Here is a 14675-nt window from a genome sequence, read left to right as displayed (position 1 = left end):
GCTGATGATCGACCCCGACCGCAGCCGCGCCGTGAAGGCGCTGTTGGCCAGCGAAACCCTCGACCTGATCCTCTCCGACGACGGCCTGCAACATTACCGCCTGGCCCGTGATCTGGAACTGGTGCTGATTGACGCCGCCCGCGGGCTGGGTAACCGTCGCTGCCTGCCGGCGGGGCCGTTGCGTGAGCCGGTCGAGCGTTTGCAGAGCGTCGATGCGCTGCTTTACAACGGCGCAGGTTCTGACCGTGACGACGGCTTTGCCTTCCGTCTGTTGCCTGCCGCGCTGGTCAACCTGCATACCGGCGAGCGTAAACCCGTCGAACACTTCCCGGTGGGGCAGCAGGTACATGCGGTGGCCGGCATCGGCAACCCGCAACGTTTCTTCAACACCCTTGAAACGCTACACTGGCGCCCAATACCCCATGCTTTTGCCGACCACGCGCCGTACAGCGCCGAGGTCTTGAATTTCACACCGGCACTGCCGTTGGTCATGACTGAAAAGGACGCGGTGAAGTGCCGCGCCTTTGCCAGGCCCGACTGGTGGTACCTTGCGGTGGACGCGGCACCGTCACCGGCGTTTATCGCCTGGTTCGACACGCAGTTGATGCGCTTGCTGCCCGCTCGCCTTTTGCCTTAAAACGCTGCTCTCCAGGACATACTCATGGACACCAAACTGCTCGATATCCTCGCTTGCCCGATCTGCAAGGGGCCGCTCAAGCTCAGCGCCGACAAAACCGAGCTGATCAGCAAGGGCGCCGGCCTGGCGTACCCGATTCGTGATGGCATTCCGGTAATGCTCGAAAGCGAAGCCCGCACCCTGACCACCGACGAGCGCCTGGATAAATGACCACCGCCTTCACCGTTGTCATCCCGTCCCGCTACGCCTCCACCCGCCTGCCCGGCAAGCCGCTGCAACTGATCGGCAACAAGCCGATGATCCAGCTGGTGTGGGAACAGGCCTGCAAAAGCAGCGCCGAAAGGGTAGTGGTGGCCACCGACGATCCGCGCATCATCGAGGCCTGCAAAGGCTTTGGTGCCGAAGCGGTGCTGACCCGTGAAGACCACAACTCCGGTACCGACCGCCTGGCCGAAGTGGCCACCAAGCTGGGCCTGGCGGCGGACGCCATCGTGGTCAACGTGCAAGGTGACGAGCCGTTGATTCCGCCCAGCGTGATCGATCAGGTGGCGGCCAACCTGGCAGCCCATGGCGAAGCGCGCATGGCGACCCTGGCCGAGCCGATTGAAGACATCGAGACCCTGTTCAACCCCAACGTGGTGAAAGTGGTCAGCGACATCAATGGCCTGGCGCTGACCTTCAGCCGCTCCACCTTGCCGTGGGCGCGGGATGCGTTCGCCAAACAGCCTGACGTGCTGCCGGCTGGCGTGCCGTACCGTCGCCACATCGGCATCTACGCCTACCGCGCCGGTTTCCTGCACGACTTCGTGAGCTGGGGCCCGTGCTGGCTGGAAAATACCGAATCCCTGGAACAACTGCGTGCCCTGTGGCACGGCGTGCGCATTCATGTGGGCGATGCCCTGGAAGCGCCGCCGGCGGGCGTCGACACCCCTGAAGACCTCGAGCGCGTCCGTCGCCTGCTGGGGGCCTGATGCAGGTTCTGTTCGTCTGCCTGGGCAACATCTGCCGTTCGCCCACGGCCGAAGGCGTTCTGCGCCACAAATTGCGCGAAGCCGGCCTGGCCGATCAGGTTGAGGTGGCGTCTGCCGGTACCGGTGATTGGCACGTCGGCAACCCACCGGACAAGCGCAGCCAGCGTGCAGCGCTGCAACGCGGCTACGACCTGTCGGCCCAGCGTGCACAACAGGTGTCGCGTGCCGACTTTTCCCGCTACGACCTGATCCTCGCCATGGACCAGAGCAACCTGCGCAACCTCAAGGCCATGCAGCCGGCTCAAGGCAAGGCGGACCTGGACCTGTTCCTGCGCCGCTACGACTCGGTGGTGGATGAAGTGCCGGACCCGTACTACGAAGGTGACCAGGGCTTTGAAACTGTCCTCGACCTGATCGAGCGCGCCTGTGACCTGTTGGTGATTGAATTGAAGGGCCGGTTATGACTTTGCAGGTACGGGCACAGGTTTCGCTCAAGCCGTTCAACAGCTTTGGTATCGACGTGCGTGCCCGGCTGTTTGCCGAGGCCCACAATGACGCCGACGTGCGTGAGGCCCTGGCCTGTGCCGCCAAGCAACAACTGCCGTTGCTGGTGATTGGCGGCGGCAGCAACTTGCTGTTGACCCAGGATATTGACGCACTGGTGCTGCGCATGGCCAGCCAGGGCATCCGGGTGTTGCACGACGATGGCGTGCAGGTCGTGGTTGAGGCCGAAGCGGGCGAAGCGTGGCATCCGTTTGTGCTGTGGACCCTGGCCCAGGGCTTTTCCGGCCTGGAAAACCTCAGCCTGATTCCCGGCACGGTCGGCGCCGCACCGATGCAGAACATCGGCGCCTACGGTGTAGAGATCAAGGATGTATTCAGCGGCCTGACCGCCCTTGATCGCCAGACCGGCGAACTGCGGGATTTCAGCCTGGCCGAGTGCAACTTTGCCTACCGCGACAGCCTGTTCAAGCACGAAGTGGGGCGCTGGCTGATCCTGCGGGTGCGTTTTGCCCTGAGCCGTGCCGTGCATCTGAAACTTGAATACGGGCCGGTGCGACAGCGCCTGACCGAGCAAGGCATCGCGCAGGCCACGCCCAGCGATGTCAGCCGCGCGATTTGCAGCATTCGTAGCGAGAAACTGCCCGACCCGGCGGTGCTCGGCAATGCGGGGAGTTTCTTCAAGAACCCGCTGGTGTCCCAGGCACTGGCTGCCGAGTTGCAGCGTCAATACCCGGACCTGGTGGCTTACCCCCAGGCCGACGGGCAGATGAAACTGGCCGCCGGCTGGCTGATCGACAAGGCCGGCTGGAAAGGCTTTCGCGATGGCGATGCCGGCGTGCATCGCTTGCAGGCACTGGTATTGGTGAACTACGGCGCGGCCAGCGGCCAGGACATTGCCGGGCTCGCGCTGCGTATCCAGCAGGACATCGAAAAGCGCTTCAAGGTGGTGCTGGAAATAGAGCCGAATCGCTATTGAACTAAGCTTGTTTTTTGACGCACCAAGCCCTGCATTGCAGGGCTTTTTTATTGCCGGTGAGTTAACTTAGCTGACTACCGATATTTTTGATCAACCCATAGATGCTGTTTATCAAAATCAGTTGCAAGGTTGGCGGGAGGCGAAAGCCTGATGGACAGTGTTGATCTGAATGTATTACGCAGCGTGCTGGAATGGCGCCTTGCCGGGCAGCGAGTGGTGCTGTACAGCGTGGTCCAGACCTGGGGCAGCGCCCCGCGTCCGCCGGGGGCGATGCTGGCCTTGCGCGGCGACGGAGTGGTGATTGGCTCGGTGTCCGGCGGCTGTATCGAGGACGACTTGATCGCCCGGTTGCAGGACGGTCGGCTGCCTGACGACGGGCCGCCGGTGCAGCTTGTCACCTACGGTGTCACCCGGGACGAAGCGGCGCGTTTTGGCCTGCCGTGTGGCGGCACCCTGCGTCTCACCGAAGAGCGGGTGAGTGATCCGGGTTGGGTAGCTGAACTGCTGGCGCGCTGTGAGGCCCACGAGATTGTCGCCCGTGAGTTGGACCTGGCCACCGGCGAGGTGGTGTTGAGCGGTGCGAGTAAGACCGATGTGGTCAGCTTCAACGGCGAGCGTTTGCGCGCGATCTACGGTCCGCGCTGGCGCCTGCTGCTGATCGGCGCGGGCCAGCTGTCACGTTATGTGGCGGAAATGGCTCGGTTGCTGGATTTCGAAGTGCTGATCTGCGACCCGCGCCAGGAGTTTGTTTATGGCTGGGAGGAGCAGCACGGGCGCTTTGTGCCGGGCATGCCCGATGAGGCCGTGCTGAATATCCAGACCGATGAACGCACGGCTATTGTCGCGCTCACCCATGACCCGCGTCTGGATGACATGGCGCTGCTGACGGCCCTCAATTCCAAGGCGTTCTACATTGGCGCCCTGGGATCGCGGGTCAACAGCCAGAAGCGCCGGGAAAACCTCGCGGCGCTGGGGTTGAGTGCGGAGGCCATTGCGCGGCTGCATGGGCCGATTGGCCTGCATATCGGCAGCCATACGCCGGCGGAAATCGCCTTGTCGTTGATGGCGGAAATTGTCGCCATCAAGAACGGGATCGATCTGCTGCAGAAAAAGCCGTTGCAGGCAGCGGTCAGTTGACGGGCATCGCCGTAATCATCCTGGCGGCGGGGCAGGGCAGTCGTTTTCGGGCCGAGGCGGGTGCCGATCAGGACAAGTTGCTGGCGCCCTGCGTGGGCCGGGATGGCATCACGCGGCCGGTGATCGAGCAGGTATTGGTGAATTTGCCGCCTGTGGCTACGAGACGTTGGCTGGTGACGTCATCGGATCGCACCGAAGTGATTCGGTTGGCTAAGGTGCACGGTTGCGAAGTATTGCTTTTGCGCTCGCCGGGCATGGGTGACAGCATCGCAGCAGCGGTGGCGGCCAGTGGGCCGTCGGCTGGTTGGCTGGTGGTGTTGGGGGATATGCCGTTTATCCTGCCGGCAAGTATCGAGCAAGTGATGGCAGGCCTGGAGGAAGACGGTATCAGCGCCCCGGTGCATGCAGGTCAGTACGGGCACCCCGTGGGGTTTGGCCGTTCATTCGGCCCGGCCTTGATCGCGCTGACCGGAGACCGCGGGGCAAAACCGTTATTTGCCAAGGCTTCGGTGCAGGAAGTCGTAGTCGATGATCCCGGTGTGTTGTGGGACGTCGATGTGCCAGGGTTGTTGGACTACCGCTAACTGATGTAACGGGCATAAAAAAGCCCCGCCTGATCACTCAGGCGGGGCTTTTTAGTGGCCGATGGAATCAGACGAGGGGTTTAGGCTCGTGCTCTTCTTCCTGGGCCTTAGGGTGGTGCTCTACCACTTCCTCGACGGAACGTACGTTCTCGTCGATGGCAGGGGCACTGTGCTCAACCACGGCTTCGGTGACCGGAGCATGGGTTGCTTGGGCAACTTCAGCGACGGCTGGAGCAGCTTCGGCAGCGGCCTTGGCAGCAGCGGCGGCCGCTTCAGCTTCCTTGCGACGACGACGCACTTCGCGTGGGTCGTTCGGCGCACGGCCATTTTCGGTCAGGGCGCTGGCCGGAGCGGCTTCAACCACCGGGGCTGCCACTTCGGCAACCACTGGCGCTTCAACCACTGGCGCAGGCTCGGCAACAACGGCAACAGGTTCAGCAGCGACCACCACTTCAGCGACTGGCACTGGAGCTTCTTCGACCACTGGCGCAGGCGCTGGAGCTTCAACCGCTTCAACCACCGGGGCAGGTTCGGCAGACCACTGGAAGGCGGTCTGTTCTTCGCGAACTTCACGCACTTCAGGGGTTGGCTCGGCTACCGGTGCTTCAACGGCAGCTTCAACCACGGGCGGTTGTTCAACAACCACGGCAGGCTCGGCAACCACGTCGATTTCAGGCTGAGGCTCGCGAACTTCACGAACTTCACGAACGTGACGAGCCGGAGCTACTTCCACTTCCGGAACAACCGGGGCTTCGACCGGGGTCGTTGCTTCAACCACTGGCGCTTCGACGGCTGGCGTCTCTACAACAGTGTTTTCCTGGATGGCAGCGGTGGCTGCTTCAGCTTGCTCGTTGGCCTGGGCTTCAGCAGGTGCGCTGATGACCGAGCTGGCGACAGCAGCGGTAACGGCCAGGCCGGCAGCCAGTTCGGCGCCAGTCGGTTCGCCGGTAGCGGCTGCGTTGGCTTCGCCGGTCTCTTCCGAGCCTTCGATTTCGTTGCCGTTGGCATCACGTTGACGCTCACGACGGTTGCTGCGACGACGCTGGCCACGGGAGCGGCGGCGTGGACGATCGCCTTCGGCGTTGTCCTGGCCGTCTTCCTGTTGCTGATCTTCGTTGGACAGCAGCTCTTCTTCTTCACCGGCTGGAGCCGCTTGCTCGGCACGTGGTTGACGCTCTTCACGAGGAGGGCGTGGCGCACGTTCTTCACGCGGCTGACGAGCTGGACGCTCTTCAGCAGTGGCAGCGGTGGCAGCAGCAGCGGCTACGGCTGGAGCGGCATCCAACGGCTCGCGCAATTCACGCACGCGTTCTTCACGCTCGCCACGTGGCTTGCGGTCTTCACGTGGAGCGCGTGGAGCACGCGGTGCACGTTCTTCGCGTGGTGCACGCTCTTCACGGGCTACGGTTGGTGTTTCTTCACGGGCTTCGCGCGGTTGGCGCTCTTCACGTGGGGCGCGTTCTTCGCGGGGTGCACGTTCTTCACGAGGCTTGCGCTCTTCGTCACGGCGACCGTTGCGATTGCGGCTCTGCTGGCGACCGTTGCGACGCTCTTCATTGCGTGCAGGGCGTTCAGTCACAGGCTTCTCGACCACAACTGGAGCCACTGGCTCTTCCTTGGTGGCGAACAGGCTGACCAGCGACTTCACCAGGCCCTTGAACAGGCTTGGCTCAGGCAGGGCAGCTGGTGCGGCAACCGGCGCAGCTGCCTCGACCGGAACCGGTGCGTTGGCACGGGCTGGCGCGGTCTTGACGGCGGCTTCCTGGCGAACCAGGGTGCGGGTCGCAGCGGCTGGCTGGACTTCTTCCACTTCGGCAGCGGCAGCAGCGATTTCGTAGCTGGACTGGTTGACGTGGGCTTCCGGGCTGTCATCACGCAGGCGCTGCACTTCGAAGTGCGGCGTCTCGAGGTGATCGTTCGGCAGGATGACGATGCGGGCACGGGTGCGCAGTTCGATCTTGGTGATCGAGTTGCGTTTTTCGTTGAGCAGGAACGCAGCGACCGGGATCGGCACCTGGGCGCGTACTTCGGCAGTGCGGTCTTTCAGGGCTTCTTCTTCGATCAGGCGCAGGATCGCCAGCGACAGCGATTCAACGTCACGGATGATGCCGGTGCCGTTGCAACGCGGGCAGACGATGCCGCTGCTTTCACCCAGGGATGGACGCAGGCGCTGACGGGACATTTCCAGCAGGCCGAAGCGCGAAATGCGGCCGACCTGTACGCGGGCACGGTCAGCTTCCAGGCATTCGCGGACTTTCTCTTCCACGGCGCGTTGGTTCTTGGCCGGGGTCATGTCGATGAAGTCGATCACGATCAGGCCGCCGATGTCACGCAGGCGCAGCTGGCGGGCGATTTCTTCAGCCGCTTCCAGGTTGGTCTGCAGGGCGGTTTCTTCGATGTCGCTACCCTTGGTGGCACGCGCCGAGTTGATGTCGATGGACACCAGGGCTTCGGTCGGGTCGATCACGATGGAGCCGCCGGAAGGCAGTTCGACGACGCGCTGGAAAGCGGTTTCGATCTGGCTTTCGATCTGGAAACGGTTGAACAGCGGAACGCTGTCTTCGTACAGCTTGATCTTGCTGGCGTACTGCGGCATCACCTGGCGGATGAAGGTCAGGGCTTCGTCCTGGGCTTCGACGCTGTCGATCAGCACTTCGCCGATGTCCTGGCGCAGGTAATCGCGGATGGCGCGGATGATCACGTTGCTTTCCTGGTAGATCAGGAACGGCGCGGAACGATCCAGGGACGCTTCCTTGATAGCGGTCCACAGCTGCAGCAGGTAGTCGAGGTCCCACTGCATTTCTTCGCTGCTGCGGCCCAGGCCGGCAGTGCGCACGATCAGGCCCATGTCGGCCGGAGCGATCAAGCCGTTCAGCGCTTCACGCAGTTCGTTGCGCTCTTCGCCTTCGATGCGACGGGAGATACCGCCGGCACGCGGGTTGTTCGGCATCAGGACCAGATAGCGGCCAGCCAGGCTGATGAAGGTGGTCAGGGCGGCGCCCTTGTTGCCACGTTCTTCTTTTTCTACCTGAACGATGACTTCCTGGCCTTCGCTCAGGACGTCCTTGATGTTCACGCGGCCTTCAGGGGATTTCTTGAAGTATTCGCGGGAGATTTCTTTGAGGGGCAGGAAGCCATGGCGCTCGGAGCCGAAATCGACAAAGGCAGCCTCAAGGCTTGGTTCGATGCGAGTAATCCGGCCTTTATAGATGTTGGCCTTCTTTTGCTCGCGTGCACCGGACTCGATGTCCAGGTCGTAGAGGCGTTGGCCGTCTACCAGTGCAACACGCAACTCTTCGGGTTGAGTTGCGTTAATCAGCATTCTTTTCATGTTGTACCGTCGGTTTCCGGGCTGCCGGAAACGGCGTTCGGCACACACGACTTCTCACGGTCGGTGTCAGGTGCGTCAAGAGTGGTTGGCCACTCCAGTGTCCAGCAATACCCGCCAAAATGGGCGGTATCGCGACGTACGCTTCCTGCTTGCTGTGGTGACTTAAGCACTCAGTCAGGAGGAGGAATCAACCGGCGACTGTGGACGAGATGAAGCGTCTAAATATAAGCCTAGTGCTACACAGTCCGACGGTTGTGCATCTCCACCCTACACGTATCCCTGATAATTCGGGTGCTGCCGCGCGCAGAATCCGCAGCGGGTTGGCATTTACCGTGTTCTCCAATGGGGAGTCCACGCTCATGGCTAAACAAGACCGGGTGTGGGCGATTGTGCTCTCACTCAGCTCGTAACAGGCGTTGTTTCCGAAGCATTCGCCGTGGTCTGGCTCCAGACTGACTGCACTTTGTGAACTGGCCGTAAATATCGGCGCAAAAGGCGAGTAATCACTCTGCTTTTTGCACTCGCTTCAGGCCTCATGTCACCTGCGCTTGTTACAATCTCGAGCCTTCCAGGGTGGCGAAAGCCCCGTAGGACGGCCTCGCGTCCTGATGAATTGCGATGGTCAGGGCCGGCAGTTTGCCGCTAGTCCTCTGTCCAGGCCGCTTTTGGCGGCGTTCGCGACTATAGCAGCAATGATTAAGTGCTTCAATTCCATAAAAAATTGTTATCATCGCCGCCATGACGACTACCGCCCCCCAGACCCCCAGCGTCCAGCTGCTCGAGGTCTCGCCGGAATATGCCGGCCAACGCATCGACAACTTTCTTCTTGCCAGGCTCAAAGGCGTGCCCAAGACCTTGATTTACCGCATTTTGCGTAAAGGCGAAGTGCGCGTGAACAAGGGCCGGATCAAGCCCGAGTACAAGCTGCAGGCGGGCGACATCGTCCGCGTGCCGCCGGTGCGGGTGCCTGAGCGTGACGAACCGGTCCCACTGGCCCAGGGCTTGTTGCAGCGCCTTGAAGCGTCGATTGTCTTCGAAGACAAGGCACTGATCGTGATCAACAAGCCGTGTGGCATCGCGGTCCACGGTGGCAGTGGCCTCAACTACGGGGTGATCGAAGCCTTTCGTCAGTTGCGCCCGGATGCCAAGGAGCTGGAGCTGGTCCACCGTCTGGACCGTGACACCTCCGGCCTGTTGATGATCGCCAAGAAACGCAGCATGTTGCGCCACCTGCATGCCGCCCTGCGCGGTGATGGCGTGGACAAGCGCTACATGGCGCTGGTGCGTGGCAACTGGGCCACCTCGATCAAGAGCGTGCGCGCGCCGTTGCAGAAGAGCAACCTGCGTTCCGGCGAGCGCATGGTCGAGGTGGACGAGGAGGGCAAGGAGGCGCTGACCCTGTTCAAGGTGCTGCGCCGCTTTGGTGACTTTGCCACCATGGTCGAGGCCAAGCCGGTCACTGGCCGTACCCACCAGATTCGTGTGCACACCCTGCATGCGGGGCACTGCATTGCCGGCGATACCAAATACGGCGATGAAGATTTCTCCAAGGAAATCCGCGACCTGGGTGGCAAACGCCTGTTCCTGCACGCCTACATGCTGACCGTGCCGCTGCCCGATGGTGGCGAATTGAAGCTGCAAGCGCCTGTCGATGAAATGTGGGCCAAGACCGTGGAGCGCCTGAGTGTCGCACCCTGACTACAAGCTGTTGATCTTTGACTGGGATGGCACGCTGTGTAATTCCATTGGTCGGATTGTCGAGTCGATGCACGCTGCGTCGACCCGTTCCGGTTATGCATTGTGCGACGACCTGGCGGTCAAGGGCATTATTGGCCTGGGCCTGCCGGAAGCGATCCGCACCCTGTACCCGGAGATTGGTGATGACGAGCTGATAGCGTTTCGTCAGCACTACGCCGATCACTACATGGCGCTCGATGCCCAGCCTTCGCCGCTGTTTGAAGGCGTGGCGCAGGCCATGGAAGCATTTCGCGCCGACGGTTATCACCTTGCGGTCGCGACCGGCAAGGCCCGTCGCGGCCTGGACCGGGTGCTCAAGGCCCATGGCTGGGAAGATTATTTCGACGCCACCCGTGCGGCGGATGAAACCGCCAGCAAGCCCCACCCTCTGATGCTCGAGCAGATCCTCGCTCAATGTGGCGTGTCGCCTCGGCAGGCGTTGATGGTGGGTGATGCGTCGTTCGACCTGATGATGGCGCGTAATGCTGGCATGGACTCCGTGGCGGTCAGCTACGGCGCCCAATCTGCCCAGGCGTTGCAGGCCTACGAGCCGCGCCTGACAATTGACCGTTTTTCTGAATTGCAGGCCTGGCTCAGCCGGGCCCATTAAGTCTTTGCTGGGGTGGATGGCATGACCGATGAGTGGAAAGCGCCTGAGAAGGCCAATGCCGATAACAATGGCGATGACAGAAGCTGGAAGTTGCTGGAGAAGACCCTGCTGGCCAGTGTCCAGGAGCAGCGTCGCTCCCGGCGTTGGGGGATCTTTTTCAAGCTTCTGACCTTTATTTATCTGTTGGGCATGCTGGTGCTGTTCAGTCCGCTGATGGACATGGAGAAGAGCGCCACCCGAAGCGGTCATTACACGGCGTTGATCGAAGTGCGCGGAGTGATTGCCGACAAGGAGTCTGCCAGTGCAGACAACATCGTCAGCAGCCTGCGGGCGGCCTTCGAGGACTCCAAGGTCAAGGCTGTGATCCTGCGCATCAACAGCCCGGGCGGCAGTCCGGTGCAATCGGGTTACGTGTACGACGAGATTCGTCGCCTGCGCGCCTTGCACCCGGACATCAAGCTGTATGCAGTGATTTCCGACCTGGGTGCTTCGGGTGCCTATTACATCGCCAGTGCCGCCGACCAGATCTACGCCGACAAGGCCAGCCTGGTGGGTTCGATTGGTGTGACGGCGGCCGGTTATGGCTTTGTCGGCACCATGGAGAAGCTCGGGGTTGAGCGTCGTACCTACACGTCAGGTGAGCACAAGTCGTTCCTGGACCCGTTCCAGCCGCAAAAGGCGGATGAAACCCAGTTCTGGCAGGGTGTGCTGGATACCACTCATCGGCAGTTCATTGCCAGTGTGAAGCAGGGGCGCGGTGACCGGCTCAAGGATAAGGAGCATCCGGAGCTGTTCTCCGGTCTGGTCTGGTCTGGCGAGCAAGCGCTGCCATTGGGCTTGATCGATGGCCTGGGCAGTGCCAGTTCGGTGGCGCGGGACGTGATTGGCGAGAAAGAACTGGTGGACTTCACTGTTCAGGAGTCGCCGTTTGACCGTTTCTCCAAGAAGCTGGGTGCCAGCGTGGCTGAGAAGCTGGCGCTATACATGGGCTTCCAGGGTCCGACCCTGCGCTGAGAGCTTGAGCGCGACATGGCTCGAAATGTGGGAGCTGGCTTGCCTGCGATAGCATCACCTCGGTGCAACTGATGTACCGAGGTGTCTGCATCGCAGGCAAGCCAGCTCCCACATTTGTTTGTGATGTTCTCAGGGAATCTGTACGCCTTCGGCCAGTAGCATGTCCACCAGTCGGATCAGCGGCAGTCCGACCAGGCTGGTGGCGTCTGGACCTTCGGTGCTTTGAAACAGGCTCACCCCCAGGCCTTCGGCCTTGAAGCTGCCAGCGCAGTCGTAGGGCTGCTCGATGCGCAGGTAGCGTTCGATGCGTGCGGCGTCCAGCGTGCGCATGTGTACGGTGAAGGGGATGCAGTCGACCTGGCAATGGCCGGTGGCGCTGTTCAGTACAGCCAGGCCGGTCAGGAAGCTGACGCGCTTGCCACTGGCCGCCAGCAGTTGCTCACGGGCCTTCTCGAAAGTGTGGGGCTTGCCGATGATCTGGCCGTCGAGCGCGGCGACCTGGTCCGAGCCGATGATCAGGTGGCCCGGATGGCTGTCAGCCAGGGCGCGGGCCTTTTCCTCGGCCAGGCGCTTGACCAGCTCCACGGCGGACTCGTCCGGGCGGTGGCTTTCGTCGATATCCGGCGAGCTGCAGATGAACGGCAGGTGCAGGCGGTTCAACAATTCCCGGCGATAAACCGAGCTGGAAGCGAGTAATAAAGGCAGCATGGGCGTCTCCTCAAGGCAGTCGCGGATTCTAGCGGGGAGGCCCGGTGACGGACAGGGCTGAATTTCCTTTGACATGGCCGGGTGCATCCCTATAATGCTGCGCCTATGTTGAATGACCCGATTCCACCTCACGTTGACCCGCGCAAATTGGCTGATCGTGGCACCACCCTTCAAGGTGAGCTGCTCCTGGCCGATTTGGAGAGACTCTGCGACCCGCTTTCCGACACTGTCGGTACGGTGCAGGCTAAATTCGTTTTTGAACGAGATGAACGTAAGTCTGTGGTAATCCACAGCTTTATCGACACCGAAGTCAAAATGGTTTGCCAGCGTTGTCTTGAGCTGGTCACCCTGCCGATCCACAGCGAATGCAGTTATGCTGTGGTGAAAGAGGGTGCGAATACCCAGTCGTTGCCGAAAGGTTATGACGTGCTGGAACTGGGCGAAGATCCTTTGGATCTGCAGTCACTGATCGAGGAGGAGCTTTTGCTCGCCTTGCCCATTGTGCCTGCTCATCATCCGGAAGAATGCCAGCAGCCGGCGGGTCTCGATGAGCCCGAACCGAGCGAGGACGAGGTAACGCGGTCCAACCCGTTCAGTGTATTGGCGCAGTTAAAGCGTGACCCAAACGTTTAGGAGTTAATCAATTATGGCTGTTCAGCAGAACAAAAAATCCCGCTCTGCCCGTGACATGCGTCGTTCGCACGACGCCCTGACGGCAAGCACTCTGTCTGTAGAAAAAACCACCGGTGAAGTTCACCTGCGTCACCACGTATCGCCAGAAGGCGTATACCGTGGCCGTAAAGTGATCGACAAGGGCGCTGACGAGTAATCACTTGTCTGCTCAAGTCATCGCGATTGACGCAATGGGCGGGGACTTCGGTCCCCGCAGCATTGTTCAGGCCTGCATTGCTTGCCTGTCTGCCACGCCCTCGCTGCACCTGACCCTCGTCGGTCAACCCTCCTTACTTGAAGAACTGATTGCCAGCCATCCGGCGGTGGATCGCGCGCGCCTGACTATTACACCGGCCAGCGAAACCATCACCATGGATGAAAAGCCTGCGCAGGCCTTGCGCGGCAAGCCTGATTCTTCGATGCGGGTGGCGCTTGAGCTGGTACGCAACGGCAAGGCCCAGGCCTGTGTCAGTGCCGGCAATACCGGGGCGTTGATGGCGTTGTCCCGGCATGTGCTGAAAACCCTGCCGGGCATTGACCGGCCGGCGATGGTTGCGGCTATTCCGACCCAGCAGGGCTATTGCCAGTTGCTGGACCTGGGGGCGAACGTCGATTGCAGTGCCGAGCATCTGCTGCACTTTGCCCTGATGGGCTCGGTGGCGGCCGAAGCGCTGGGCGTGGCCCGGCCTCGGGTGGCGCTGCTGAATATCGGCACCGAAGACATCAAGGGCAACCAGCAGGTCAAGCTGGCGGCGACGCTGTTGCAAAGCGCGCGAGGCTTGAACTACATCGGCTTTGTCGAGGGTGACGGTCTGTACCGCGGCGAAGCCGACGTGGTGGTGTGCGACGGGTTTGTCGGCAATATCCTGCTCAAGTCCAGCGAGGGCCTGGCGACGATGATTGCTGCGCGCATTGAGGCCTTGTTCAAGCGCAACCTGGCGTCACGCCTGGTGGGCGCCCTGGCGCTGCCCTTGATGCGGCGCTTGCAGGCTGACCTGGCTCCGGCGCGGCACAATGGTGCGAGTTTCCTCGGGTTGCAGGGCATCGTGGTGAAAAGTCATGGTTCGGCGGGGGTGCAGGGTTTTCAAAGTGCCATCCAGCGCGCCTTGATCGAGATCCAGGAAAACCTGCCGCAACGCTTGCACGGCCGCCTTGAGGATCTGTTGCCTTAGGCGAATCGGGCCGGAAATGCTTAAATGTGACCGGCCAGTTCAATTGACCATCCAATCTGTCAGTTTCTTGCGCTCCCACGTGTGGGGCGCCAATTTCCGACGACCAGATCATTAGGGGCTTGTTACATGTCTACATCCCTCGCATTCGTCTTTCCAGGGCAGGGTTCGCAGTCCCTCGGCATGTTGGCCGAGCTGGGCGCGGAACATCAGTTGGTCCTGGACACTTTCAAGGAAGCCTCCGATGCCTTGGGTTACGACCTGTGGGCACTGACCCAGCAAGGGCCGGAAGAGCTGCTCAATCAAACCGACAAGACCCAACCCGCCATCCTCACCGCCTCCATCGCCCTGTGGCGCCTGTGGTTGGCTGAAGGCGGCGCACGTCCGGCCTACGTTGCCGGTCATAGCCTGGGCGAATACAGCGCCCTGGTGGCCGCTGGCAGCCTGACCCTCGGTGAAGCAGTCAAGCTGGTGGAGCGTCGTGGCCAGTTGATGCAGGAAGCGGTCCCTGCCGGGCAGGGCGGCATGGCTGCCATTCTCGGCCTGGAAGATGCTGACGTGATTGCCGCCTGCGCCGAAGCGGCCCAGGGCGAAGTGGTCAGCGCCGTGAACTTCAACTCCCCTG

16 protein-coding genes are annotated in these 14675 nt (G+C 61.6%); 14 read left to right on the top strand and 2 right to left on the bottom strand.

Annotated elements, in window-relative coordinates:
- The 7 genes from lpxK to HX846_RS13615 all read left to right on the top strand — a co-directional run.
- On the top strand, positions 1-637 hold a 637-nt coding region (gene lpxK, locus HX846_RS13645; RefSeq protein ID WP_178965549.1), incomplete at its 5' end, for a tetraacyldisaccharide 4'-kinase.
- Between the two features lie 24 nt (positions 638-661).
- On the top strand, positions 662-847 hold the full coding sequence (locus HX846_RS13640) for a Trm112 family protein (RefSeq protein WP_003174668.1): 186 nt from the start codon (positions 662-664) through the stop codon (positions 845-847).
- The gene (gene kdsB / locus HX846_RS13635) at positions 844-1608 is read left to right on the top strand and encodes a 3-deoxy-manno-octulosonate cytidylyltransferase (protein ID WP_008434982.1); all 765 of its coding nucleotides are present in this window, start codon (positions 844-846) and stop codon (positions 1606-1608) included. Before HX846_RS13640 ends, kdsB begins: the two co-directional genes overlap by 4 nt.
- Entirely contained in the window at positions 1608-2072 is a 465-nt protein-coding gene (locus HX846_RS13630; protein ID WP_004371338.1) for a low molecular weight protein-tyrosine-phosphatase, read from the top strand. The genes kdsB and HX846_RS13630 overlap by 1 nt, the downstream gene beginning before the upstream one ends.
- Entirely contained in the window at positions 2069-3088 is a 1020-nt protein-coding gene (gene murB / locus HX846_RS13625) for a UDP-N-acetylmuramate dehydrogenase (RefSeq protein WP_178965548.1), read from the top strand. Before HX846_RS13630 ends, murB begins: the two co-directional genes overlap by 4 nt.
- A gap of 150 nt (positions 3089-3238) precedes the next feature.
- Complete coding sequence (locus tag HX846_RS13620; protein WP_178965547.1) at positions 3239-4225, top strand: XdhC family protein; 987 nt, start codon at positions 3239-3241, stop codon at positions 4223-4225.
- Positions 4222-4809: a nucleotidyltransferase family protein gene (locus tag HX846_RS13615; protein WP_087692778.1), complete on the top strand. Its 588-nt coding sequence runs from the start codon at positions 4222-4224 to the stop codon at positions 4807-4809. The genes HX846_RS13620 and HX846_RS13615 overlap by 4 nt, the downstream gene beginning before the upstream one ends.
- 67 nt (positions 4810-4876) lie before the next feature.
- Here HX846_RS13615 and rne read toward each other — a convergent pair whose 3' ends face one another.
- A complete protein-coding gene (gene rne, locus HX846_RS13610; protein WP_177008418.1) occupies positions 4877-8140 on the bottom strand; it encodes a ribonuclease E in 3264 nt (1087 codons plus the stop codon).
- Positions 8141-8878: 738 nt separating this feature from the next.
- Here rne and rluC point away from each other — a divergent pair.
- Genes rluC through HX846_RS13595 form a run of 3 tightly spaced genes read left to right on the top strand, consistent with a single transcriptional unit; the run spans position 8879 to position 11501 of the window.
- Complete coding sequence (gene rluC / locus HX846_RS13605) at positions 8879-9838, top strand: 23S rRNA pseudouridine(955/2504/2580) synthase RluC (RefSeq protein ID WP_004371325.1); 960 nt, start codon at positions 8879-8881, stop codon at positions 9836-9838.
- Positions 9825-10487, top strand: a complete 663-nt coding sequence (locus tag HX846_RS13600) for an HAD-IA family hydrolase (protein WP_004371323.1) — start codon at positions 9825-9827, stop codon at positions 10485-10487. The genes rluC and HX846_RS13600 overlap by 14 nt, the downstream gene beginning before the upstream one ends.
- A 21-nt stretch (positions 10488-10508) precedes the next feature.
- Positions 10509-11501: a S49 family peptidase gene (locus HX846_RS13595; RefSeq protein WP_004371321.1), complete on the top strand. Its 993-nt coding sequence runs from the start codon at positions 10509-10511 to the stop codon at positions 11499-11501.
- A gap of 129 nt (positions 11502-11630) precedes the next feature.
- On the opposite strand, the gene HX846_RS13590 is transcribed toward HX846_RS13595, so the two are convergent.
- Positions 11631-12209 (bottom strand): nucleoside triphosphate pyrophosphatase, encoded by a 579-nt coding sequence (locus tag HX846_RS13590; protein WP_004371319.1) that lies wholly within the window; start codon positions 12207-12209, stop codon positions 11631-11633.
- A 105-nt stretch (positions 12210-12314) separates the two neighbouring features.
- Here HX846_RS13590 and HX846_RS13585 point away from each other — a divergent pair, with 105 nt between their 5' ends.
- The 4 genes from HX846_RS13585 to HX846_RS13570 all read left to right on the top strand — a co-directional run.
- Positions 12315-12842 carry a YceD family protein gene (locus tag HX846_RS13585; RefSeq protein ID WP_004371317.1) on the top strand — a complete coding sequence of 176 codons (528 nt, stop codon included), beginning with the start codon at positions 12315-12317 and terminating at the stop codon, positions 12840-12842.
- 13 nt (positions 12843-12855) lie between these two features.
- Positions 12856-13038, top strand: a complete 183-nt coding sequence (gene rpmF, locus HX846_RS13580) for a 50S ribosomal protein L32 (protein ID WP_004371305.1) — start codon at positions 12856-12858, stop codon at positions 13036-13038.
- 4 nt (positions 13039-13042) lie between these two features.
- A complete protein-coding gene (gene plsX / locus HX846_RS13575) occupies positions 13043-14053 on the top strand; it encodes a phosphate acyltransferase PlsX (RefSeq protein ID WP_178965546.1) in 1011 nt (336 codons plus the stop codon).
- A 126-nt stretch (positions 14054-14179) separates the two neighbouring features.
- The coding region (locus HX846_RS13570) for an ACP S-malonyltransferase (protein ID WP_178965545.1) at positions 14180-14675 on the top strand (496 nt) is incomplete at its 3' end.

This window comes from Pseudomonas sp. K5002, from assembly GCF_013386655.1.
Taxonomy (GTDB): domain Bacteria; phylum Pseudomonadota; class Gammaproteobacteria; order Pseudomonadales; family Pseudomonadaceae; genus Aquipseudomonas.
This window is presented reverse-complemented; position numbering and strand designations above follow the sequence as displayed.